The 19,188-nt window shown below is 63.0% G+C and carries 16 protein-coding genes and 4 tRNA genes; 18 read left to right on the plus strand and 2 right to left on the minus strand.

Annotation, left to right across the window (positions count from 1 at the left end):
* The 5 genes from KJ554_13240 to KJ554_13260 all read left to right on the plus strand — a co-directional run.
* Window positions 1-267 (plus strand): DUF4837 family protein (locus KJ554_13240; GenBank protein MBU0743300.1); only part of this gene is annotated, 267 nt, incomplete at its 5' end.
* A 107-nt stretch (window positions 268-374) separates the two neighbouring features.
* Window positions 375-1,655 (plus strand): nodulation protein NfeD, encoded by a 1,281-nt coding sequence (locus KJ554_13245; GenBank protein ID MBU0743301.1) that lies wholly within the window; start codon window positions 375-377, stop codon window positions 1,653-1,655.
* 1 nt (window position 1,656) lies between these two features.
* Entirely contained in the window at window positions 1,657-2,418 is a 762-nt protein-coding gene (locus KJ554_13250; GenBank protein MBU0743302.1) for a slipin family protein, read from the plus strand.
* The gene (locus KJ554_13255; GenBank protein ID MBU0743303.1) at window positions 2,415-3,197 is read left to right on the plus strand and encodes a porin family protein; all 783 of its coding nucleotides are present in this window, start codon (window positions 2,415-2,417) and stop codon (window positions 3,195-3,197) included. The genes KJ554_13250 and KJ554_13255 overlap by 4 nt, the downstream gene beginning before the upstream one ends.
* A 244-nt stretch (window positions 3,198-3,441) precedes the next feature.
* Entirely contained in the window at window positions 3,442-4,281 is an 840-nt protein-coding gene (locus tag KJ554_13260; GenBank protein MBU0743304.1) for a ParA family protein, read from the plus strand.
* 26 nt (window positions 4,282-4,307) lie between these two features.
* Here the strand turns inward: KJ554_13260 and KJ554_13265 are convergent, their stop codons facing one another.
* Both KJ554_13265 and KJ554_13270 read right to left on the minus strand, forming a co-directional pair.
* Window positions 4,308-4,967: an MBL fold metallo-hydrolase gene (locus KJ554_13265; GenBank protein ID MBU0743305.1), complete on the minus strand. Its 660-nt coding sequence runs from the start codon at window positions 4,965-4,967 to the stop codon at window positions 4,308-4,310.
* 62 nt (window positions 4,968-5,029) lie between these two features.
* The gene (locus KJ554_13270; GenBank protein MBU0743306.1) at window positions 5,030-6,364 is read right to left on the minus strand and encodes an inositol-3-phosphate synthase; all 1,335 of its coding nucleotides are present in this window, start codon (window positions 6,362-6,364) and stop codon (window positions 5,030-5,032) included.
* Between the two features lie 365 nt (window positions 6,365-6,729).
* Between KJ554_13270 and KJ554_13275 the strand changes: the two genes are divergently transcribed.
* The 13 genes from KJ554_13275 to thrS all read left to right on the plus strand — a co-directional run bounded on the left by KJ554_13275 (window position 6,730) and on the right by thrS (window position 19,114).
* Complete coding sequence (locus KJ554_13275; protein ID MBU0743307.1) at window positions 6,730-7,809, plus strand: DegT/DnrJ/EryC1/StrS family aminotransferase; 1,080 nt, start codon at window positions 6,730-6,732, stop codon at window positions 7,807-7,809.
* Between the two features lie 129 nt (window positions 7,810-7,938).
* Window positions 7,939-8,661 (plus strand): sugar transferase, encoded by a 723-nt coding sequence (locus KJ554_13280; protein MBU0743308.1) that lies wholly within the window; start codon window positions 7,939-7,941, stop codon window positions 8,659-8,661.
* Between the two features lie 142 nt (window positions 8,662-8,803).
* Window positions 8,804-9,832, plus strand: coding sequence for a Gfo/Idh/MocA family oxidoreductase (locus KJ554_13285; protein MBU0743309.1), 1,029 nt, complete (start codon window positions 8,804-8,806; stop codon window positions 9,830-9,832).
* A gap of 15 nt (window positions 9,833-9,847) precedes the next feature.
* Window positions 9,848-10,975, plus strand: coding sequence for a glycosyltransferase family 4 protein (locus KJ554_13290; protein ID MBU0743310.1), 1,128 nt, complete (start codon window positions 9,848-9,850; stop codon window positions 10,973-10,975).
* 63 nt (window positions 10,976-11,038) lie between these two features.
* Window positions 11,039-11,114 (plus strand) — tRNA-Gly (locus KJ554_13295).
* A gap of 148 nt (window positions 11,115-11,262) precedes the next feature.
* A tRNA-Cys gene (locus tag KJ554_13300) sits at window positions 11,263-11,337 on the plus strand.
* Between the two features lie 113 nt (window positions 11,338-11,450).
* Window positions 11,451-11,538, plus strand: a tRNA-Leu gene (locus KJ554_13305).
* Between the two features lie 64 nt (window positions 11,539-11,602).
* Window positions 11,603-12,748 (plus strand): glycosyltransferase, encoded by a 1,146-nt coding sequence (locus tag KJ554_13310; protein MBU0743311.1) that lies wholly within the window; start codon window positions 11,603-11,605, stop codon window positions 12,746-12,748.
* Window positions 12,745-13,722 (plus strand): glycosyltransferase, encoded by a 978-nt coding sequence (locus tag KJ554_13315; GenBank protein MBU0743312.1) that lies wholly within the window; start codon window positions 12,745-12,747, stop codon window positions 13,720-13,722. Before KJ554_13310 ends, KJ554_13315 begins: the two co-directional genes overlap by 4 nt.
* A 196-nt stretch (window positions 13,723-13,918) precedes the next feature.
* A complete protein-coding gene (gene dnaK, locus KJ554_13320; protein ID MBU0743313.1) occupies window positions 13,919-15,826 on the plus strand; it encodes a molecular chaperone DnaK in 1,908 nt (635 codons plus the stop codon).
* 289 nt (window positions 15,827-16,115) lie between these two features.
* Window positions 16,116-16,973, plus strand: a complete 858-nt coding sequence (locus tag KJ554_13325) for an RNA polymerase sigma factor RpoD/SigA (protein ID MBU0743314.1) — start codon at window positions 16,116-16,118, stop codon at window positions 16,971-16,973.
* A 54-nt stretch (window positions 16,974-17,027) separates the two neighbouring features.
* A tRNA-Val gene (locus KJ554_13330) sits at window positions 17,028-17,104 on the plus strand.
* A 90-nt stretch (window positions 17,105-17,194) separates the two neighbouring features.
* Window positions 17,195-19,114: a threonine--tRNA ligase gene (gene thrS, locus KJ554_13335; GenBank protein ID MBU0743315.1), complete on the plus strand. Its 1,920-nt coding sequence runs from the start codon at window positions 17,195-17,197 to the stop codon at window positions 19,112-19,114.
* Window positions 19,115-19,188: the final 74 nt, after the last annotated feature.

Here is a 19,188-nt window from a genome sequence, read left to right on the forward strand (position 1 = left end):
CACCAGGAGGAGCTCGACCCCGTGTCCTTCGTATGGTCGCACGAGACGATCGCCGGGCTCCGGGCCGTCAAGCTCGCCGGCAACTGGACGAGCCGCCGGGTGGAGGTGGGCGGCCCGTTCTGGTGCTATTTCGTCGCGGACGAGGCGCGCGGGCGGATTTTCTGTCTCGACCTGCTCGTCTATGCTCCGAACAAGGAAAAGATGGATTTTTTCAGACGGCTGCGGGCCCTGCTGGAGACGTTCTCGCTCACGGCGCCCGGAACCTGATGCGGAGGAGGGACATGCAGGCGAGGCTTCCGGACCCTATGACGCGGCGTAGAGCGATCGCGCTTGTCCTGTGCATTTCGGCGGCGGTACTGTGTCCGGCGCCGCTCATGCAGGCGGCGGCTGCGGCGGAGAGCGGATTCGCCGATCCTGAATCCCCGATCGTTCTGGTCTTGCACTGGCAAGGGGGCATCGGCCCCATCGCCGTCGAATACCTGACGGAAGGGATCGTCCGGGCCGGGGAGCAGCGCGCTGAACTGCTGATCCTGGCCCTGGACACGCCGGGCGGTCTGGATACGTCCATGCGCGACATGGTCCGGTACATTCTTGCCTCGGAGGTGCCGGTGGCGGTCTTCGTCTGGCCGGCCGGATCTCGCGCGGCCTCGGCGGGCGTTTTCCTGCTGGCGGCCTCGCACGTGGCCGCCATGGCGCCGTCGACCAACGCCGGGGCGGCCCATCCGGTGAACATGGGCGGCGAGATGGACGAGGTGATGTCCGGCAAGGTGACCAACGACGCCGTCGCCTATCTCACGGGCCTGGCCGCGGGGCGAGGTCGCAGCACTGGCTGGTGCGAAGACGTCGTGCGCGAGAGCGTCTCCGTTCCGGCGGATAGCGCACTGGCCCTGGGCATGATCGACGTAGTGGCGGCGGATGTCGGTGAACTGATCGTCTGGTGCGACGGGCGCTTCCCGGCCGGGGGCGGCGCCGTGATGCGGACCGCCGGCGCCTGGGTCGTGGAGATGCCGCTCAGCTGGCGGCAGAAATTCCTGCGTACGATAACCGACCCGAACATCGCGTACATCTTCCTCATGCTCGGCATCTATGGCATCTTCTTCGAGTTGAGTCGGCCCGGCGCCGTGCTGCCGGGCGTCGTGGGTGTGCTGGGACTCCTGCTGGCAATGCTCGCCTTCCAGGGCCTGCCGGTGAACTACGTGGGGGTGCTGCTGTTGCTGCTGGGCGTTATTCTGCTCCTGCTCGAGATCAAGATCACCAGTTACGGTGCGCTGGCTGTGGGGGGGACGGTTTCCCTTTTGCTCGGGTCGGTCCTGCTCTTCGAAAACGCAGGTCCCCTGGGTACGCTGTCTCTCAAGCTGGTGTTGCCCGTCGTGGTATTCACGGTGTTGCTGATTCTCGGGCTGGTGGGCTTGGGCCTGAAGGCGCAACGCAAACCGCCCGCGTCGGGTCAGCAGGCCATGACGGGTATGATCGGGTCGGTAGTCAAGGTCGTGGCGGACGCCACTGATGGCGGATGCCAAGGCGTGATCGCGGTATTCGGCGAGTATTGGTCGTTCGATGCTGACACTCCCGTGCGCGTGGGTGACCGCGTGATCGTGACGGGGTGCGAAAATGGCCGGGTGCGCGTGCGTCCGGCTGCCAACCCGGGAGGCTGACATGCAATTCCTGACCTTGGGCGTGGGGCCGATCATCCTGCTGGTGCTGGTGATCCTGGCGAATGCCGTCCGTATCCTCCGCGAATACGAGCGCGCGGTGGTGTTCAGGCTGGGGAGGCTGAATGGGGTCAAGGGGCCAGGTCTGATCCTGCTGATACCGGTGATCGACCGCATGGTCAAGATCAGCTTGCGGACGATACCCATGGACGTGCCGCCCCAGGACGTCATCATGCACGACAATGTGTCGGTGAAGGTCAACGCCGTCATCTACTTCCGGGTCGTGCAGCCGGACAAGGCCGTGATCAACGTGGAGGATTACCTGTACGCCACCAGCCAGGTCGCCCAGACCACGTTGCGCAGCGTGATGGGGCAGGTGGAAATGGACGATCTGCTGTCGAAACGGGACCAGCTGAACCTCCAGATCCAGGAGATCATCGACAAGCAGACGGATCCCTGGGGCATCAAGGTCAGCACCGTCGAGATCAAGGACGTCGATCTGCCGGTGGAGATGCGCCGCGCCATGGCGCGGCAGGCCGAAGCAGAACGCGAGCGGCGCGCCAAGGTCATCCACGCCGACGGCGAACTGCAGGCCAGCCATAAGCTCGCCGAGGCCGCAGCCATCATCTCCCGGGACCCGGCCGCCATCCAGCTGCGCTACCTGCAGACCGTGACGGAAGTGGCGCGGGAGAACAACTCGACGACGATTTTCCCGATCCCGGTGGACATCATCAGCCACCTCCTGAACCGGAAAGACAAGGAATGACCGCCCTTTTGCCCAGATGCGGCGTCCGGCGGTGTCCCCTGCTGCCGGTGGCCGCCGCGGCATTGCTGGCTGTGTGCACCCAGGTCGCGGTCTCCTACGCCGACGCATATGTGCTCGAGCCCAAGCGTGGGCGCACCAGGCCTGTCTCCGAGGCGAGCCTGCCGGTCGAGGCGGCGTGGGGTCTCTCGGTGGTGGTCGGCGCCAGCGCCGGCGGCGACGTCTTCCGTGTGAAGGAAGAGCTGACCACGGACTGGACGGCGCCGGTCGCAGGGGAGACTTTCCAGGCCCAGCGGTTCACGGTGACCCTGGACGAGAGTGTCCTGCTTGGCTTCTGTCTGGCGCGCCGCATGACACCGCGGGGCTGGTTATGCGTCGATTTCTCCTGGACCGAAATGGATGCCACCGCCCTGGCCAATGACTCCCAATTCGTTAAACTCGTGCACTACGACACCTTGACGATGGTGTGGATCGGCCTGGGCTGGGAGCAACGACTGCTGGACACCCCGCTTGCACCCTTCCTCAGTGCGGGTGTGGGCTACCTGGACGTGAGCGCCAGGGCGGATTACCTGTCGCAGTCGAAGCTCGCACCCAGGATCGGCGCGGGCGCGTTCTACAGCCTTGCCGGTGCCTGGCGGTTGCGGGGGGAGATCTCGGATACGGTCGTTCAGTTGAGATCAGAGGGGATCACGGAGGCGAACTGGCCTTTGACTGCGGCGTACAAGGAGGTGGGGCCGCAACACCTGATGGGTTTGTCCTTCGGATTGGCCGTACTCTTCTGACAGAATGTCCCGATTATGAGAATAAGGCATATAATCGATCCATAGATCCAGCCATTCATTAGTTAATGTATTACCTTGATTGTATATCGTATTTGGCTGTGCCGTATGTTATTAAAGAATATTCACGTTCGCGCAGAATGACATGACTGTACATTCGGGTTGCATGCAAGTGTCGATTGCGTTTAATTGCATGCTTGTCGTCTAGCTGTCGTGAAACGTCCTCGCGCCGAACAGGGAGTATTCCATGGGCAATGTGATCGCCGTCGTGAATCACAAGGGAGGGTCGGGCAAGACGACCACCGCCTTGAATCTGGCCGCCGGACTGACCCGATACAGCGATATCACCTCCTCCTGCCTCGTCATCGACATGGATCCGCATTGCTGCGCAACATCCACACTGCTCGGGAAACCGGATGGCGAACCTCCGGCCCGTTCGATCTTCGACGTGTTACGCCGGGCCATCACACCGCAGGACGGCATAACCTCGACGGTCTTCGACGAGAACATCGACGTGATACCTTCCAGCCCGTCACTGGACAGCATCTCCCGCACCCAGATCACCGACCGGCTGGTGAAGGTGACCCAGGGGCTGGCCTCCTCGTACGGCTGGATCATCATCGACACGCCGCCCAACCTGGGGATCCTCACGCAGAACGCCCTGGTCGCCGCCGATTACGTGCTGATCCCGACGCCGTGCACGGGGCTGGCCGTATCGACGATGGACCAGCTGCGCGCGACCATCGAGAAGGTACAGGAACGTCAAAACATCTGGCTGCAGATAATTGGTGTGCTGGTGACCCTCAAGGACGGTCGTACGGACCTGCAGAAGCACGTGGCTAAGCAGATGCGCAGCCAGTTTAAGAACGCCGTCTTCAAGACCATGATCACCAACAACATCAAGATCGAAGAGGCGCCCTCGCACTTCAGGAGCATCTTCTCATACGACTCGGGCTGTCTGGGAGCTTCCCTGTACCGGGATTGGATCAAGAGCGAGTTGTTGCGGCGACACAAGCTGCTCGAGAAGAAGAAGGGCGACAAGCTGGAGGCCCTCAACACCGCCGCCCTGCAGGCTCCGAACAAGTAGGGTTCCGCGGGTATCGGGTCGTGGAATCAGTCCAGGCGCACGAAGGGATTGCTCGCCATCTCTTCGCCGACAGTGGTCGCAGGACCGTGCCCCGTATGGAGCACGGTCTTCTCGTCCATGGTGTAGACGAGGGTGCGGATGCTTCTGGCGAGCGTGTCGAAGTCGCCGCCCGGCAGGTCGGTCCGACCGATCGATCCCGCGAAGATCACGTCTCCAACCAGGGCGCTGTCCCCGAAATGAAAGATCAGATGGCCGGGGCTGTGGCCGGGTGACTGGAGCCAGCGCAGGTCGCCGCCGGCGAAGGGCAGCTTGCCCCCGGCTCCGGCCGGCAGCAACTCCCAGCGCGGAGTCGCCACCGGGAGGAACCCGTACATGGCGCGGGCGCCATTGAGGTTCTCGATCAGGGCGCGATCGTGAGGATGCACCAGCAGGGGGAGATCCCATTCGGCCTGAATCATGGCGGCGGCGGAGATGTGATCGAAGTGGCAATGTGTACAGAGCAGGTACGACAGTCTGCAGGCGGAGGCTTCGACTGCGGCCAGCAGCACGTCCGGGTCATCGCCGGGATCCACCAGCGCCGCCACGCCGGCGGCCGGGGACGAGAGCAGGTAGGCATTCATCAGCAGCGGACCGACGGTCAGGCAGCGCAGTTCCCAGTCCGTGTGCTCGAGGCCTGGCAGGGGCATGTCGATTCCCGGTCTTCAAGGGAGAGGCCGGCCGCTTGGCCGGCCCCCTTCTGCGGTCGGCGTCACCGATCGTCCAGGGAGACATCTTCGTAGTACTCCCGGCCGAGGTGTGTGATCAGCTCTTCGCCCATCATCCAGCGCAGGGTGTTCTTGAGTTTCTTCTGCTGGATGAAGAGGTCGTGTTCGGGATAGAGCCCCTCGGGAGTGACCGGGCTCTTGAAATAGAAGGACAGCCATTCCTGGATCCCGGAAAGACCGGCGCGTCTGGCCAGGTCGAGGAAGAGTGCCAGATCGAGCACGATCGGGGCGGCCAGGATGGAGTCTCGGCAGAGGAAATCCACCTTGATCTGCATGGGCATACCCAGCCAACCGAAGATGTCGATGTTGTCCCAGCCCTCCTTGTTGTCGCCGCGGGGCGGGTAGTAGTTGATCCTGACCTTGTGGTAGAGGTCGCCGTAGAGATCCGGGTAGAGCTCCGGCTGGAGGATCGTGTCCAGTACGCTCAGCTTCGATTCCTCCTTGGTCTTGAAGCTCTCCGGATCATCCAGGACTTCGCCGTCGCGGTTGCCGAGGATGTTGGTGGAGAACCAGCCGTTCACTCCAAGCAGGCGGGCCTTGAAGCCGGGGGCGAGGATGGTCTTCATCAGCGTCTGGCCCGTCTTGAAGTCCTTGCCCATCGTGGGCGTGCCCGTCTCCAGGGCCAGCTGCTCCAGGGCCGGGAAATCGGCGCTAAGGTTGGGCGCGCCGTTGGCATAGGGTATGCCCATCTTGATGGCCGCGTAGGCGTAGATCATGCTCGGCGCGATGTCGGGATGATTGTTGCGCAGGCCGTTCTCGAAGGACTCTACCGTCTGGTGCACGTCGGACGGCTTCATGTAGATCTCGGTGGATCCGCACCAGACCATGACCAGTCGATCGCAACCCTTCTCCCGCTTGAAGTTCTCCATGTCGGCCATCAGCTGCTCGGCGAGCTCCATCTTATCGGCCCCCTGCTTGACGTGGGTGCCGTGGAGCTTCTTGACGTAGTAGTTGTCGAACACGGCCGGCATGGGTTTGATGGCGCTCAGCTCGGCCTCAAGTTCCAGCAGGAGCTCCCGCGGCAACACGCCGGCGGTCAGCGCGGCATCGAAGATGGAATCCTCGAAGATGTCCCAGCCGCCGAATTCGATGGCACCGAGATCGGCCAGGGGCACGAAATTGCGGACCAGGGGCTGGCGGTTGTCCGTCCGCTTGCCCAGCCGGATATGTCCCAGCTGGGTGAGGCTGCCGATGGGCAGCCGAAGCCCCTTGCGTACCGCGATTACTCCGGCCATGAAGGTCGAGGATACGGCGCCCATGCCTGGCGTGAGAATGCCCAGCTTACCTCCTGCAGGCTTGACTTCCAGGCCAGTGGTCATGTCTAGCTCCTCTCTTTGCTGCTATTTTCGCTCATGCCGGCGGGGTGTAGACCGGGCGGCAAGACAGTGGCGACGAGGATTCCGGCGACGGCGGCGCCTCTGGGCGGGGTCATGCCGGCATGAAGGTCGACTCGCACGAATAAACCTCATCGACGTATGAACGCAAGCCTTTTGTATGCCCCGGTGCCGATGTGTAATTTTTCTTTCGCGCGCCAGGATTCTGGTATATTAATGGCTTCCAACGCAAGGAACATATTTTGCCGATGGGCAAAGCAACCCGGCGCTGCATTTTCCCCGAGCCGGCAGCCGATTTGCCGTGGGGACGACTCCCAGCCATAAGGAGATTCACGTCCATGACGCGCCAGATGATGGTCCCATTTCTCGACCTCAAGGCCCAGATCGCGCCGCTGCGAGCGGAACTGGACGCCGCGATCGCGGATGTCGTGGACAACACCGCGTTCATCCTCGGCGACCGATTGGCCGGCTTCGAGCGCGATTTCGCGAGCTTCTGCGGTTGCCGCGAGGCCGTGGGCGTCGATTCCGGCACCCAGGCCCTGCACCTGATCCTGCGCAGTATGGGTGTGGGGGAGGGCGACGAGGTCGTCACCGTGCCCAACACCTTCATCGCGACCGTGGAAGCGATCGTGTACACCGGTGCCACGCCCGTCTTCGTGGATGTCGATCCCGACACCTGGCTCATGGACCCGTCCGCCCTCGCAGGCGCCATCACGCCGCGCACCAAGGCCATCCTTCCCGTGCATCTTTTCGGCAACGTGTTGCCGTGGGACGAACTGGTGGCCGTGGCGGGGGATATCCCGCTGGTCGAGGATGCCTGCCAGGCTCACGGGGCTCGGTTCGACGGCCGCAGGACCGGGAGCCTGGGGCTGGCAGGTGCCTTCAGCTTCTATCCGGGCAAGAATCTCGGCGGTTTCGGGGACGGCGGCATGGTCGTGACGGACGACGCCGACATGGTCGCGCTGCTGCGCAGTCTGCGTCACCATGGCCAGGGTGATAAGAACCTGCACGACCACATCGGCTACACGGGCCGCCTCGACGCACTGCAGGCCGTCGTGCTGGACATCAAGTTGAAACATCTGGACACCTGGAACGCGAAGCGCCGGGAGGTGGCCGGACACTACCGCGAGCGTCTCGAGGGGACGTATCGCATGCCGGCCGTGGTTCCCGGAACGGAACCCGTACACCATCTTTTCCCCATCCAGGATCGCGACGCCGCAGGTCTGATCACCCGCTTGAAGGAACATAACGTGTTCTGCGGCAGGCACTACCCGGTTGCATGCCACCTCCAGCCGGCATTGAGTGGATTAATCGCCGAAGGCACATCCTACCCGGTGGCGGAAGACTTGTGTGAAAATATCGTTTCCTTGCCGATTTTTGCAGAAATGACGCATGAAATGGTAGACTTCGTGTGCGATCTTCTGCTATAATACGCGAAGATTCGTGGCCAGTGTGCTGCGCTCCGGGGGGCATCGAGTAAAGGAAGGAGCTTGATGGCAACAAGCTAACGCGTTTCCAAATGCTGCATCACTCTGATCTGGCAGAGGGAGAACCTACACATGAAGGAAGACGCGGTGGCTTTTTCGGCTGTTGCAGCTGAGGTTGTGTCCTCCGGTCCAACTCTCTACCTGGTAGCCGACACGTCACGATCAGCCAGTTTCCGCGGAAAGCTCAAACGCTACAGCGATGTCCTTTTATCGGGCCTCGCGGTTGCGTTGTTGTCCCCGCTGCTTCTGGTGATCTCGATCCTGGTCAAGAGATCCAGCCCCGGTCCCATCCTGTTCGTGCAGGAGAGGGTTGGCAAGGACGGGGTGCCCTTCCCGTTCCTGAAATTCCGAACCATGGTCCATAACAGCGACGACGCGATCCATCGTCAGTTCGCCGCCATGTTCATCAACGGGAACGAGAAGGAAACCGCCCAGGATAATGTCTTCAAGATGACCGATGATCCGCGCGTGACGAGGATCGGCGCCTGGCTGCGCAGGACGTCTCTGGACGAGTTGCCCCAGTTGATCAACATCATACGCGGCGAGATGAGCCTGGTCGGGCCACGACCGCCCATCGCCTACGAACTGGATCACTATCAGCCCTGGCACCACGAACGCCTGCGCGTCACGCCCGGGCTGACTGGTCTCTGGCAGGTGAGCGGTCGCAGCAACGTGACCTTCGAGGAGATGGTCCGACTGGACATCCACTACATCAACACGTGGTCCTTGCGTATGGATCTTGAGATCATGCTCAAGACGCTGCCGGTGGTTCTGAGAGGCACCGGAGGCTATTGACAGTTCCCGCAAACGAGGGATAATCGCTCAAGCTCCTGCCTCCCGACACGATACAATGAACAAGGCCGGCTTGTGCAGAGGCACCGGCCGGCTTTACTATGTCTGATCGCCCAACACCGAGACGGGAACGAAGGAGATGGCAATGCTGAGGATGGCAGCCGTGGGATGTGGCTACTGGGGGCCGAACCTCATCCGGAACTTCAACAATCATCCGGACGTGGACCTCGTCGCCATATGTGATCTCAAAGAGGACAGGCGCCGGCACATGGCCAAGCTCTATCCCCAGGCCAAGGTCACGGCGGATTTCGCGGACATCGTCGCGGACGATTCGATACAGGCCGTGGTCGTGGCGACGCCGGTCTCCACACATTTCCCGCTCGGCAAGGCCGTGCTGGAGAGCGGGAAGCATCTCTTCATCGAGAAGCCCATGGCGGCCAGCGCCGAGGAATGCCGCCAGCTGGTGGACATCGCCGTCTCCCGCAGGCTGCAGATCATGGTCGGCCACATATTCCTCTTCGTGCCCGCGGTGCGCAAGATCAAGGATCTGATCCAGAGCGGGGATCTCGGGGAGATCTACTACGTCAACATCCAGCGCGTGAACCTCGGCATCTTCCAGAGCGACGCCAACGTCGTGTGGGACCTGGTGCCCCACGACGTAGCCATGCTCAACTACCTCTTCGAATCGACACCGACCCGGGTGTCCGCCACCGGCAAGTGCTTCGTCCAGCGCGACAAGGGCCTCGAGGACGTGGCGTTCGTCACCCTGGAGTATCCCGGCTCTCAGGTGGCGCACCTGCACGTGAGCTGGCTCGATCCCAACAAGATCCGCGAATCGACCTTTGTCGGCAGCAAGAAGATGGTCGTCTATGATGACGTGGCGATGACCGACAAGATCCGGATCTACGACAAGGGCGTGGACGTCATGCCCCACTATGACGGTTTCGGCGAATTCCATCTGGCCTATCGCCATGGCGACATCCTGATCCCCAAGATCGCCCAGCTCGAACCGCTGAAGGTCGAGGCCGGGCATTTCGTGGATTGCGTCCTCGGGCGCGCCCAGCCCTTGAGCAACGGGGCGCTCGGCCTGCAGGTCGTCGAAGTGCTGGAGAAGGCGTGCGTCTCCATCAAGGATGGCGGTAGTCCGCAGGAGCTGACCTTCACTACGGTATAGCCCGGTGGGTGCAGTGTGAGCGAACGACCGTTGCGCGTGGCCATGATCGGCCAGAAGGGCTACCCTCCGGTCCACGGCGGCATCGAGAAGCACGTGGCCGAGCTGGTGGCCCGGCTGGCCCCGGCCGGCGTGGAAGTCACCATCTACAGCCGTCCCCACTACAGCGACGCGCACGGCCCCACGCTGCTCGCTGGCGTCGATGTCCGGCGCCTGGCGAGCATTCCCACCAAGCACTTCGATGCCATCAGCCATACCGTCGCCTGCACCGTGGATGCCGTCTGGCGGGGGTACGACATCCTGCACTATCACGCCCTGGGACCTGGCCTGCTGTCCGGGATTCCCCGCTGGGTCGCCGGGCGCCGGACCGTCGTGACGGTGCACGGTCTGGACTGGCAACGCGAGAAATGGGGCCGGGTGGCGCGGGGCATCCTCCGCCTCGGCGAGCACGCCTGCGTCCGCTTGCCCGACCGCACCATCGTGGTATCGCACGCTCTGCAGCAGCATTTCCGGGAGCGGCACGGCGCGGAGACAGTGTGCATACCCAACGGCGTCTCGCAACCCGTCCTTCGCCGGCCCCGTCTGATGTCGAGTCTCGGCGTGCGCAAACCCTACATCCTCTTCGTGGGTCGGCTGGTGCCTGAGAAGGGCTGCCATCTGCTCACGGGCGCGTACGCGTCCCTGCCCGGGGAACTGCGCGAACGGTTCTCGCTGGTGATCGCGGGCGATGCCGGTTTCACCGAGCGATACGCCGACCAGCTGCGGAAAACGGCGGGGGAGGAAGTCCTCTTCACGGGCTTCGTGCACGGGGAGGTGCTGGACGAGTTGTACACGAACGCCGAGCTGGTCGTCCTGCCGTCCACGCTCGAAGGCCTGTCGATCGCCTTGCTCGAGGGCATGAGTTACGGGAAGTGCTGCCTGGTGAGCGATATCCCGCCGAACACGGAGGCCGGAGGCGACTGCGTCCCGTACTTCTCTTCGGGCGATGCGCGCGCCTTGACGAACCGCATGGCGGAGCTGCTCGCCGCTCCCGCCGACCGGGCGCGTTTCGGCGCTGCGGCCAGGCGCCGTGTGCTGAAGGCTTATTCCTGGCAGGAGGCGGCCGACGCCACCCGGAACGTCTACCGCACGCTCATGGCGCGGTGATTTTCCTGTTTGACTTTCAAAGCGGCTTGCTTGATATTCTGCTTCCCGAAAGATGCATGTTACGCGGGAATAGCTCAGCTGGTAGAGCACTACCTTGCCAAGGTAGATGTCGCGGGTTCGAGTCCCGTTTCCCGCTCCAGACAGGAGGGCACGAACGTGTCCTCCTTTTTTTGTTGCCAGAGCGGGGATGCGTGGCTGCGGTTCATTTCTGCCGGGCTCACCGACGCGGCCGGCGGCGCGGCGGGCTTGACAGATGTTGTCCAGAACATCATCCTATAGCTTCCGGAGGCGGCATAGCCAAGTGGTAAGGCGACGGTCTGCAAAACCGTTATTCCCCGGTTCGAGTCCGGGTGCCGCCTCCAGTTCCGACACCGGCTGCGGCCGGTGTTTTTCTGTCAGATCCGTCCGTGCGTAGCCGACAACTATACGGGCGGTCGTTGACACGCCGTATAGGCTGTTCCATGATCCGACCGTCGCCGGGGTGGCGAAACAGGTAGACGCAAGGGACTTAAAATCCCTCGGAGCGTTGCTCCGTGCCGGTTCGAGTCCGGCCCTCGGCACCAGTATCGGGCCCTGACCCTACGCGATGGGACAGGGCCGTACCTTAGTGCGCGGGAGACGGATCCGATGCGCCTTGCATTCCTTTCCATCGGTCGTCACATCCATACCGAGCGCTGGATACTCTGGTTCGCCGAGCGTGGGCACGAGTGCCACCTGCTGACCGTCCAGCCGGGCGAGATCCCCGGCGTCGCGGTCCACGACATCCGCGCCGGCAGCGGTCCCAAACCCCTGCGCTACGCCTTCTCCCTGCGCCGGGTCAAGACGCTGTTGCGCGATATCGGGCCCGATCTGCTCAACACGCACTTCCTGACCGGCTATGGCTATTGGGGTCACTTCAGCGGCTTCCATCCCAACGTACTCACCGTCTGGGGCGACGACATCTACCTGACGCCGCACGAGAACGCGCTGAAGCGCTGGCTCGCCGAGCGGGCGCTGCGCTCCTGCGATGCGCTGACCGGCGACTCCACGGACATCCTCGCCGCCGCCGCCGCCATGGGGGCTCGCCCCGATCGGGCGTTCCGGGTCCTGTGGGGCGTGGACTTCGCGCGTTTCCGGCCCGGATCGGCCGCGGCGTGGCGACGGGCACAGGGCTTCGCGGACGATCACCTGCTCTACTTCTCGCCGCGGTCCTTCACCCAACCCTACTACAACATCGACGTGGTGATCGAGGCCGCGGCCCGCGTGATGTCCCGGGAGCCCCGGGCGCGCTTTCTCTTCTCGGGTTACGAAGGGGATCCCGCCCCCTTCTGGGCTTCGGCAGAGGAAGCCGGCATCGCCGGCGTCGCCAAGTTCCTGGGCCGCATACCGCACGAGGAGTTCGCGACGGCTCTCAACGCGGCCGACGTCTTCATCTCGGTGCCGTCGGTCGACGCTACGGCGGTCAGCCTGCTGGAGGCGATGGCCTGTGGCGATGCCATCGTGGTCTCCAGCCTGCCCTCGTCTGTGGAGTGGATACGCGACGGCGTTTCCGGTCTGGTGGTCGAGCCGCGCGATGCCGGCGGTCTCGCCCGTGCGCTGCTGCGCTTCGCGGCGGACGCGGACCTGCGCCGTGCATGCGGCGAGGCGGCCCTGGCGACCGCCCGGCGGGAGGCGGGTTTCGGGCAGAACATGCAGCACGTGGACGACATCTTCCGCTGCCTGGCCGGCACGGGGGGTTCCTGGCCGGTGTCCGTCGTCTTGCCGGGCCTGCAGGCACGGGGGGGACGGTCATGAGCATGCGGCTCAGCGTGGTCGTGCCGACCCATGACAAGCTGTCCCAACTGAAGCGCTCTCTCGCGGCGTTGGCAGCGCAGACCCTGCCCGCTGCGGAGTGGGAGCTGCTGGTCGTCGATGATGGCTCTGGCGACGGCACCGCCGCCTGGCTCGAGACCGCGTCGGAAAGCTGGTCCGGCCGGCTGCGCGTCGTCTCGCCGGGGCGCAACCTGGGCCGGGCCGCAGCCCGCAACCTGGGCGGGGGAGAGGCAGCGGGAGAGTGGATCCTCTTCCTGGACGACGACATCGTCGCACCGCCCACCCTGCTGGCTTCCCACGTCGACCTACTCGCGAACCATCCCGGCTGCGGAGTCATCGGTCTGGTCCGGACCGCGCGCGAAGTCATCGACGGCCCGCATTTCCATTACATCGACTCGCGTGGCGTCGCCAAGGTGAGCGGGGAGCTAGTGCCCGCTCGTTATCTCGTCACACAGAACACCTCGTTTCCCCGCGCAGCCTTCGTCGCCGTGGGCGGTTTCGACGTGAGGTTCTCGGCATACGGTTTCGAGGACATGGAGCTGGGATTCCGTCTGGAGGACGAGCAGGGCATCCGTTTCCTGCCGTTGCGCGAGCCTGTCCCCGAGCACATCCATCATCATGGGCTCGGGGCGTGGCTGGCCAAGAAGCGGGAATGCGGACACGGCCCGCTGCAACTGCTCGCGGAGCTGCACCCGTCCCGCCTGCCGGAGATGAAGCTGGATCTGGTGATGGACGTTTCCGGCGGCGGGCGCGCACCCTGGCACGTGAGGGTCGCCCGTACCCTGGCCCTGGGCCCCGTGCGCACCCTGTTCGAATCGGTCGCCCGCAACTGGCCCACAGCCAAGTCGTACGCCCCCGTGCTGTTTCCCCTCTATGCAAAACTGTTGGATGTACTGGTCCTTGCGGCCTACTGCCAGGGCTTGTCAGAATTCGGCCGTACTGATGGCAAAGACTGACATGAGTATGACATAATGTCTGAATGTTGACAGTTGTCTGGACGCGGCACATATTGTCAAAGATCTCTCAACCTGTATCTTGTAAATATATAATGAATTACGGCATTTGAGCCAATACGGTCGATTGGCACGGGGATTGTATAGGTGCACCTGAATTCGTGCTTTCGGCCCGCGTCAAGATAAAAGGGAGAGTGTTATGGGCAAGATCATCGGCATCGACCTCGGGACCACCAACAGCGTCGTCAGCGTGATGGAAGGTGACGAGGCCAAGGTCATTCAGAATAAAGAGGGCAACCGCACGACACCGTCGGTCGTCGCCTGGAACAAGAACGATGAACGTCTGGTCGGTCTGCTGGCCAAGCGCCAGGCCGTGACGAACCCCGAGAACACCGTCTATTCGATCAAGCGCTTCATGGGGCGCAAGCACAGTGAAGTCGCCAACGAGATCAACGAAGTTCCCTACACCGTGGTGGCCGGTCCCAACGGCGATGCACGCGTCAAGACCGTGGCCGGCGAGTTCGCGCCGCCCGAGATCTCCGCCATCATCCTGCAGGCGCTCAAACAGACGGCGGAAGAGTATCTGGGCGAACCGGTCAGCGAGGCCGTCATCACCGTGCCCGCTTATTTCAACGACAGCCAGCGGCAGGCCACCAAGGACGCGGGCAAGATCGCAGGTCTCGACGTCAAGCGCATCATCAACGAGCCCACCGCCGCGGCCCTCGCCTACGGGATCGACAAGAAGAAGGAAGAGACCATCGCCGTATTCGATCTCGGCGGCGGTACTTTCGACATCTCCATCCTGGAGATCGGCGACGACGTCTTCTCGGTGCTCGCCACCAACGGCGATACCCATCTCGGCGGCGACGATTTCGATCAGGTAGTCGTGGACCATCTGGTGGACACGTTCTTGAGGGACGAGGGCATAGACCTGAGCAAGGATCCCATGGCCCTGCAGCGCCTGAAGGAGGCCGCCGAGCGCGCCAAGTGCGAACTGAGCACGTCCGGCCAGACCGAGATAAACCTGCCCTTCATCACCGCCGACCAGGCCGGGCCCAAGCATATGACGCTGACCCTGACCCGTGCCAAGTTCGAGGCGCTCGTGGAGCATCTCGTCGAGAGCACTGTCGCTCCCTGCCGCGCCTGCCTGAAGGACGCCGGCCTTACGTCCGCTGACATCGACGAGGTCATCCTGGTGGGCGGTTCCACGCGCATGCCCTCGGTCCAGGAAAAAGTGAAGGCCATATTCAACAAGGAGCCGAACAGATCGGTCAATCCCGACGAGGTCGTGGCCATGGGCGCAGCCATCCAGGGCGGCGTGTTGAGCGGCGAGGACCTGGGCGTGGTGCTGCTCGATGTCACGCCGCTGACCCTGGGTATCGAGACCCTGGGTGGTGTGCGTACGTCCCTGATCGAGCGCAACACCACGATCCCGACCAAGAAGAGCCAGATCTTCTCCACGGCGGCCGACAACCAGGATACCGTGGAGATCGTCGTCCTGCAGGGTGAGCGGGAGATGGCCATGGACAACAAGACCATCGGACGTTTCCAGCTCACCGGCATTCCGACGGCGCCGCGGGGCATCCCGCAGATCGAGGTCAGCTTCGACATCGATGCCAACGGCATCCTCTCGGTGAGCGCGGTGGACAAGGCCACGGGCAAGGAGCAGTCCATCAAGATCCAGGCCTCCAGCGGGCTGAGCGAGCAGGAGATCGAGCGCATGGTGAGCGACGCCGATGTCCATGCGGACGAGGACAAGAGGAAGCGCGAACTGATCGATGCCCGCAACTCGGCCGATAGCGCCGTGCATCGGGTGCGCAAGAGCCTCGACGAATTGAAGGACGATATCGACGAAGTCCTGAAATCGGAGGTGGAGTCCAAGATCAGGGCAGTCGAGGAGACACTCAAGGGCGACGATGCGGCCATCATCAAGACGGCGACCGATTCCCTGATGCAGTCCATGCAGAAACTGGCCAGCAAGGCCTACGAAAAGGCCTCCGCCGCTAATGCGGCGGCCGGCAAGGGCCCTGCGGGCGGGGAGGCTGCGGCTGAGGCGCCGGGCCAGGCGGATACTGTCGATGCGGAATACGAGGTGGTGGACGACTGACACCGCCGGTATGGCAGTCGTAACCGCGAGCCGAGCCGACCGTTGGGCGGTTCGGCCCGTTTGCCGAGAAAAACGAGAAAACGAGTACATTTAAGATTTGACAGTGTAGGATCCGAAATATATGATCGTAGTGATAATGAATTTGAATATATGTTGTAGGTCGCACGAGAAATGAGGGAACACGGCCCACCCCTTCTGCGTTGATGAGTGGCTGTCTTTCTTGTAACAGCAAGGGATTACACGACACCCAGTTCCAACCCGGTCGGGAAGCGGAGTTCCAGGAGGTTCCGTGTACGAAATAGAACTGAGCAGCGATCGTCGCGAGGACGCGAGTCTGCAACATTACCTGCAGACGATCGGCAAGTACAAGCTCTTGACCAAGGAAGAGGAGTTCGAACTGGCGCGTCGCATCCGCGGCGGCGACAAGGATGCCCTCGACCATCTCGTGAACGCCAACCTGCGCTTCGTGGTCAGCGTCGCCAAGAAGTTCCTCAACCAGGGATTGAGCTACATGGACCTGATCGCAGAGGGCAACATCGGCCTGATCACCGCCGCCAAGCGCTTTGACGAACGGCGGGATTTCCGGTTCATTTCCTACGCCGTCTGGTGGATCAGACAGGCCATCCAGAAGGCAATCGCCGAGCAGACGAACACGGTACGTCTGCCGATCAACCGCACCCAGCAGGCTCAGCGGATGAAGAAGGCTTCGCGTCGACTCGAGCAGCTGCATCACCGCAAGGCCACCGAGGAAGAGGTGGCGGCCGAGCTGGGTCTCACCCTGCGCAAGATGAACCAGATACGCAACGCGAGCCGGCCCCTGGCCAGTCTCGACGAGAGCGTCTTCGACGACGAGAGCATCAGCCTGGCCGAGACCCTGGCCGATCCCGACGAGAAGACGCCGGAAGAGTATCTCCTGACCGGGGAGATGCTCCTCGAAATGCGCCAGGCCCTGGAGAAGCTGACGCCGCGCGAACGCAGCATCATCATACGCTACTACGGACTCGGTGACGACGAACCGGCCTCGCTGGAGACCATCGGACAGGACATAGATCTGAGCCGCGAGCGGGTGCGCCAGATCCGCAATCAGGCTCTCGGCAGGATACGTCATGCCGTGTCCGGCGGGCGTCTGCTGGATTACCTGAATTGAGCTCCCCGGGGTTGACAACACGCCGTGTCGGGAATAGCTTTCTGTCTACCGCGTGGGAGATTAGCTCAGCTGGCTAGAGTACCTGCTCGACACGCAGGGGGTCACTGGTTCGAGTCCAGTATCTCCCACCAATGAGATGACCAGTGATGGGGTGGGTCCAGGGGATTCACCTCATCTTTTTGACGAATCGGGCCCCGGGCCGTCGAGAGGAGCGAGTCGCCATGGCTCAGATGCAGTTGACCCTGCCGGACGGCAACACGGTCGCGGTCTCCGAGGGAGCCTCCTTCAAGGACGCCGTCGGTGAGATAGGCGCCGGACTGTTGCGCAACGCGGTGGCCGTGACCCACGACGACGTGCATTACACCCTCGACGAGAACGTGCCGGGCGCGGGCAGGCTGCAGGTCATCACGCGTGACTCGGCGGAGGGTCTGGACACGCTGCGCCACTCCGCGGCTCATCTGCTCGCCTGGGCCGTCCAGGAACTCTACCCGGGCGCCAAATTCGCGTTCGGGCCCGCGATCGAGCACGGTTTCTATTACGACTTCGATCGCGAGGAGCCCTTCGCGGAGGAGGACCTGACGAAGATCGAGGACAAGATGCGCGAACTGGCTGCACGCAAGGTGCCCATCGTTCGCAAGACCATCACCGCCGCTCAGGGACGCGAGATCTTCGCCGGCCAGCCCTACAAGATCGAGCAGATCGAGAGCCTGGGCGAGGCGTCCCTGTCCGCCTACGTCATGGGTGGATTCACGGATCTCTGCGAGGGGCCGCACGTGCCGGGGACGGAAGAACTCAAGGCGTTCAAGCTGTTGAACGTAGCCGGCGCCTACTGGCGCGGGGACAGCGAGAACCAGCAGCTGCAGCGGATTCACGGCACGGCATTCTACAAGAAGAAGGACCTCGACGCGCATCTCGCCATGCTGGAGGAGGCCCGCCGGCGCGATCACCGCAAGCTGGGGCGCGAACTGGATCTCTTCGGCGGCATGGACGAGGCGGGCCCCGGCCTATCGTTCTGGTATCCCCGCGGGGACGTACTGCGCGAGGAGATCATCGGCTTCTGGAAGACCCTTCACCGGCGCGACGGCTACGTCACGGTGACCACGCCCCACATCTCACAGGCGGATCTGTGGGACACGTCGGGTCACATGCAGTTTTACCGGGAGAACATGTACGTCTTCGAGCAGGACGACCGTACCTACGTCGTGAAGCCCATGAACTGCCCCGGCCATATCCTGATCTACAAGCGGCACAAGAGGAGTTACCGCAATCTGCCGGTGCGATACGCGGAGCTCGGCACCGTCTACCGCGCCGAGTTGCGCGGTACCCTGCATGGCTTGATGAGGGTGCGCGGCTTCACTCAGGACGACGCGCACATCTTCTGTACGCCCGCCCAGCTGGAGGACGAGGTCTGCGGCGTGCTGGACCTGACCAAGGAGATCCTGGGCACCTTCGGCTTCGACGAATTCAAGGTCGAACTGTCCGTGCGGGACCCGCAGAACAAGGACAAGTACGCGGGCACCGACGAGGAATGGGAGATGGCGGAGAATTCCCTCGTCAGCGCCCTGGCCAAGCACGGCCTGGGTTACACGCGCGAGGAGGGGGAGGCCGTCTTCTACGGTCCCAAGATCGACATCAAGCTGATCGACGCCATCGGCCGCAAGTGGCAGGCCACTACCGTACAGTTCGATTTCAACCTGCCGCGCCGCTTCGAAGTCGTCTACGTCGATCAGGACGGCCAGGAGAAATATGTCTACATGGTCCACCGAGCCATCATGGGCTCGCTGGAACGCTTCATCGGCATCCTCACCGAGCATTACGCCGGCGATTTCCCGCTCTGGCTGGCCCCCGAGCACTGTCGGATCCTGTCGGTCAGCCGCGATCACCATGCCTACGCCCAGGACGTCGCCAAGAGGCTTTTCGATAAGGGCTTGCGGGCCCATGCCGACGTGCGCGACGAGAAGATAGGCTACAAGATCCGCGACGCGGAGACGATGCGTGTGCCGTACATGCTCGTCGTGGGACAGAAGGAGGCCGCAGCGGACAGCGTGGCCGTACGCGTCCGCCACGGGGGTGATCTGGGCGAGCGGACCGTGCAGGATATTAGCGAGCTCATGCTTGACGAAATCGCTCGCAAGAAGTAGGTTAGGGACCGGTCGGAAAGACCGCGCCGGGAAATTTCAGCCAAGCGGAGGCACAGCCTCCCACCGTTATCGGC

Source organism: bacterium (genome assembly GCA_018814885.1).
Taxonomy (GTDB): domain Bacteria; phylum Krumholzibacteriota; class Krumholzibacteriia; order LZORAL124-64-63; family LZORAL124-64-63; genus JAHIYU01.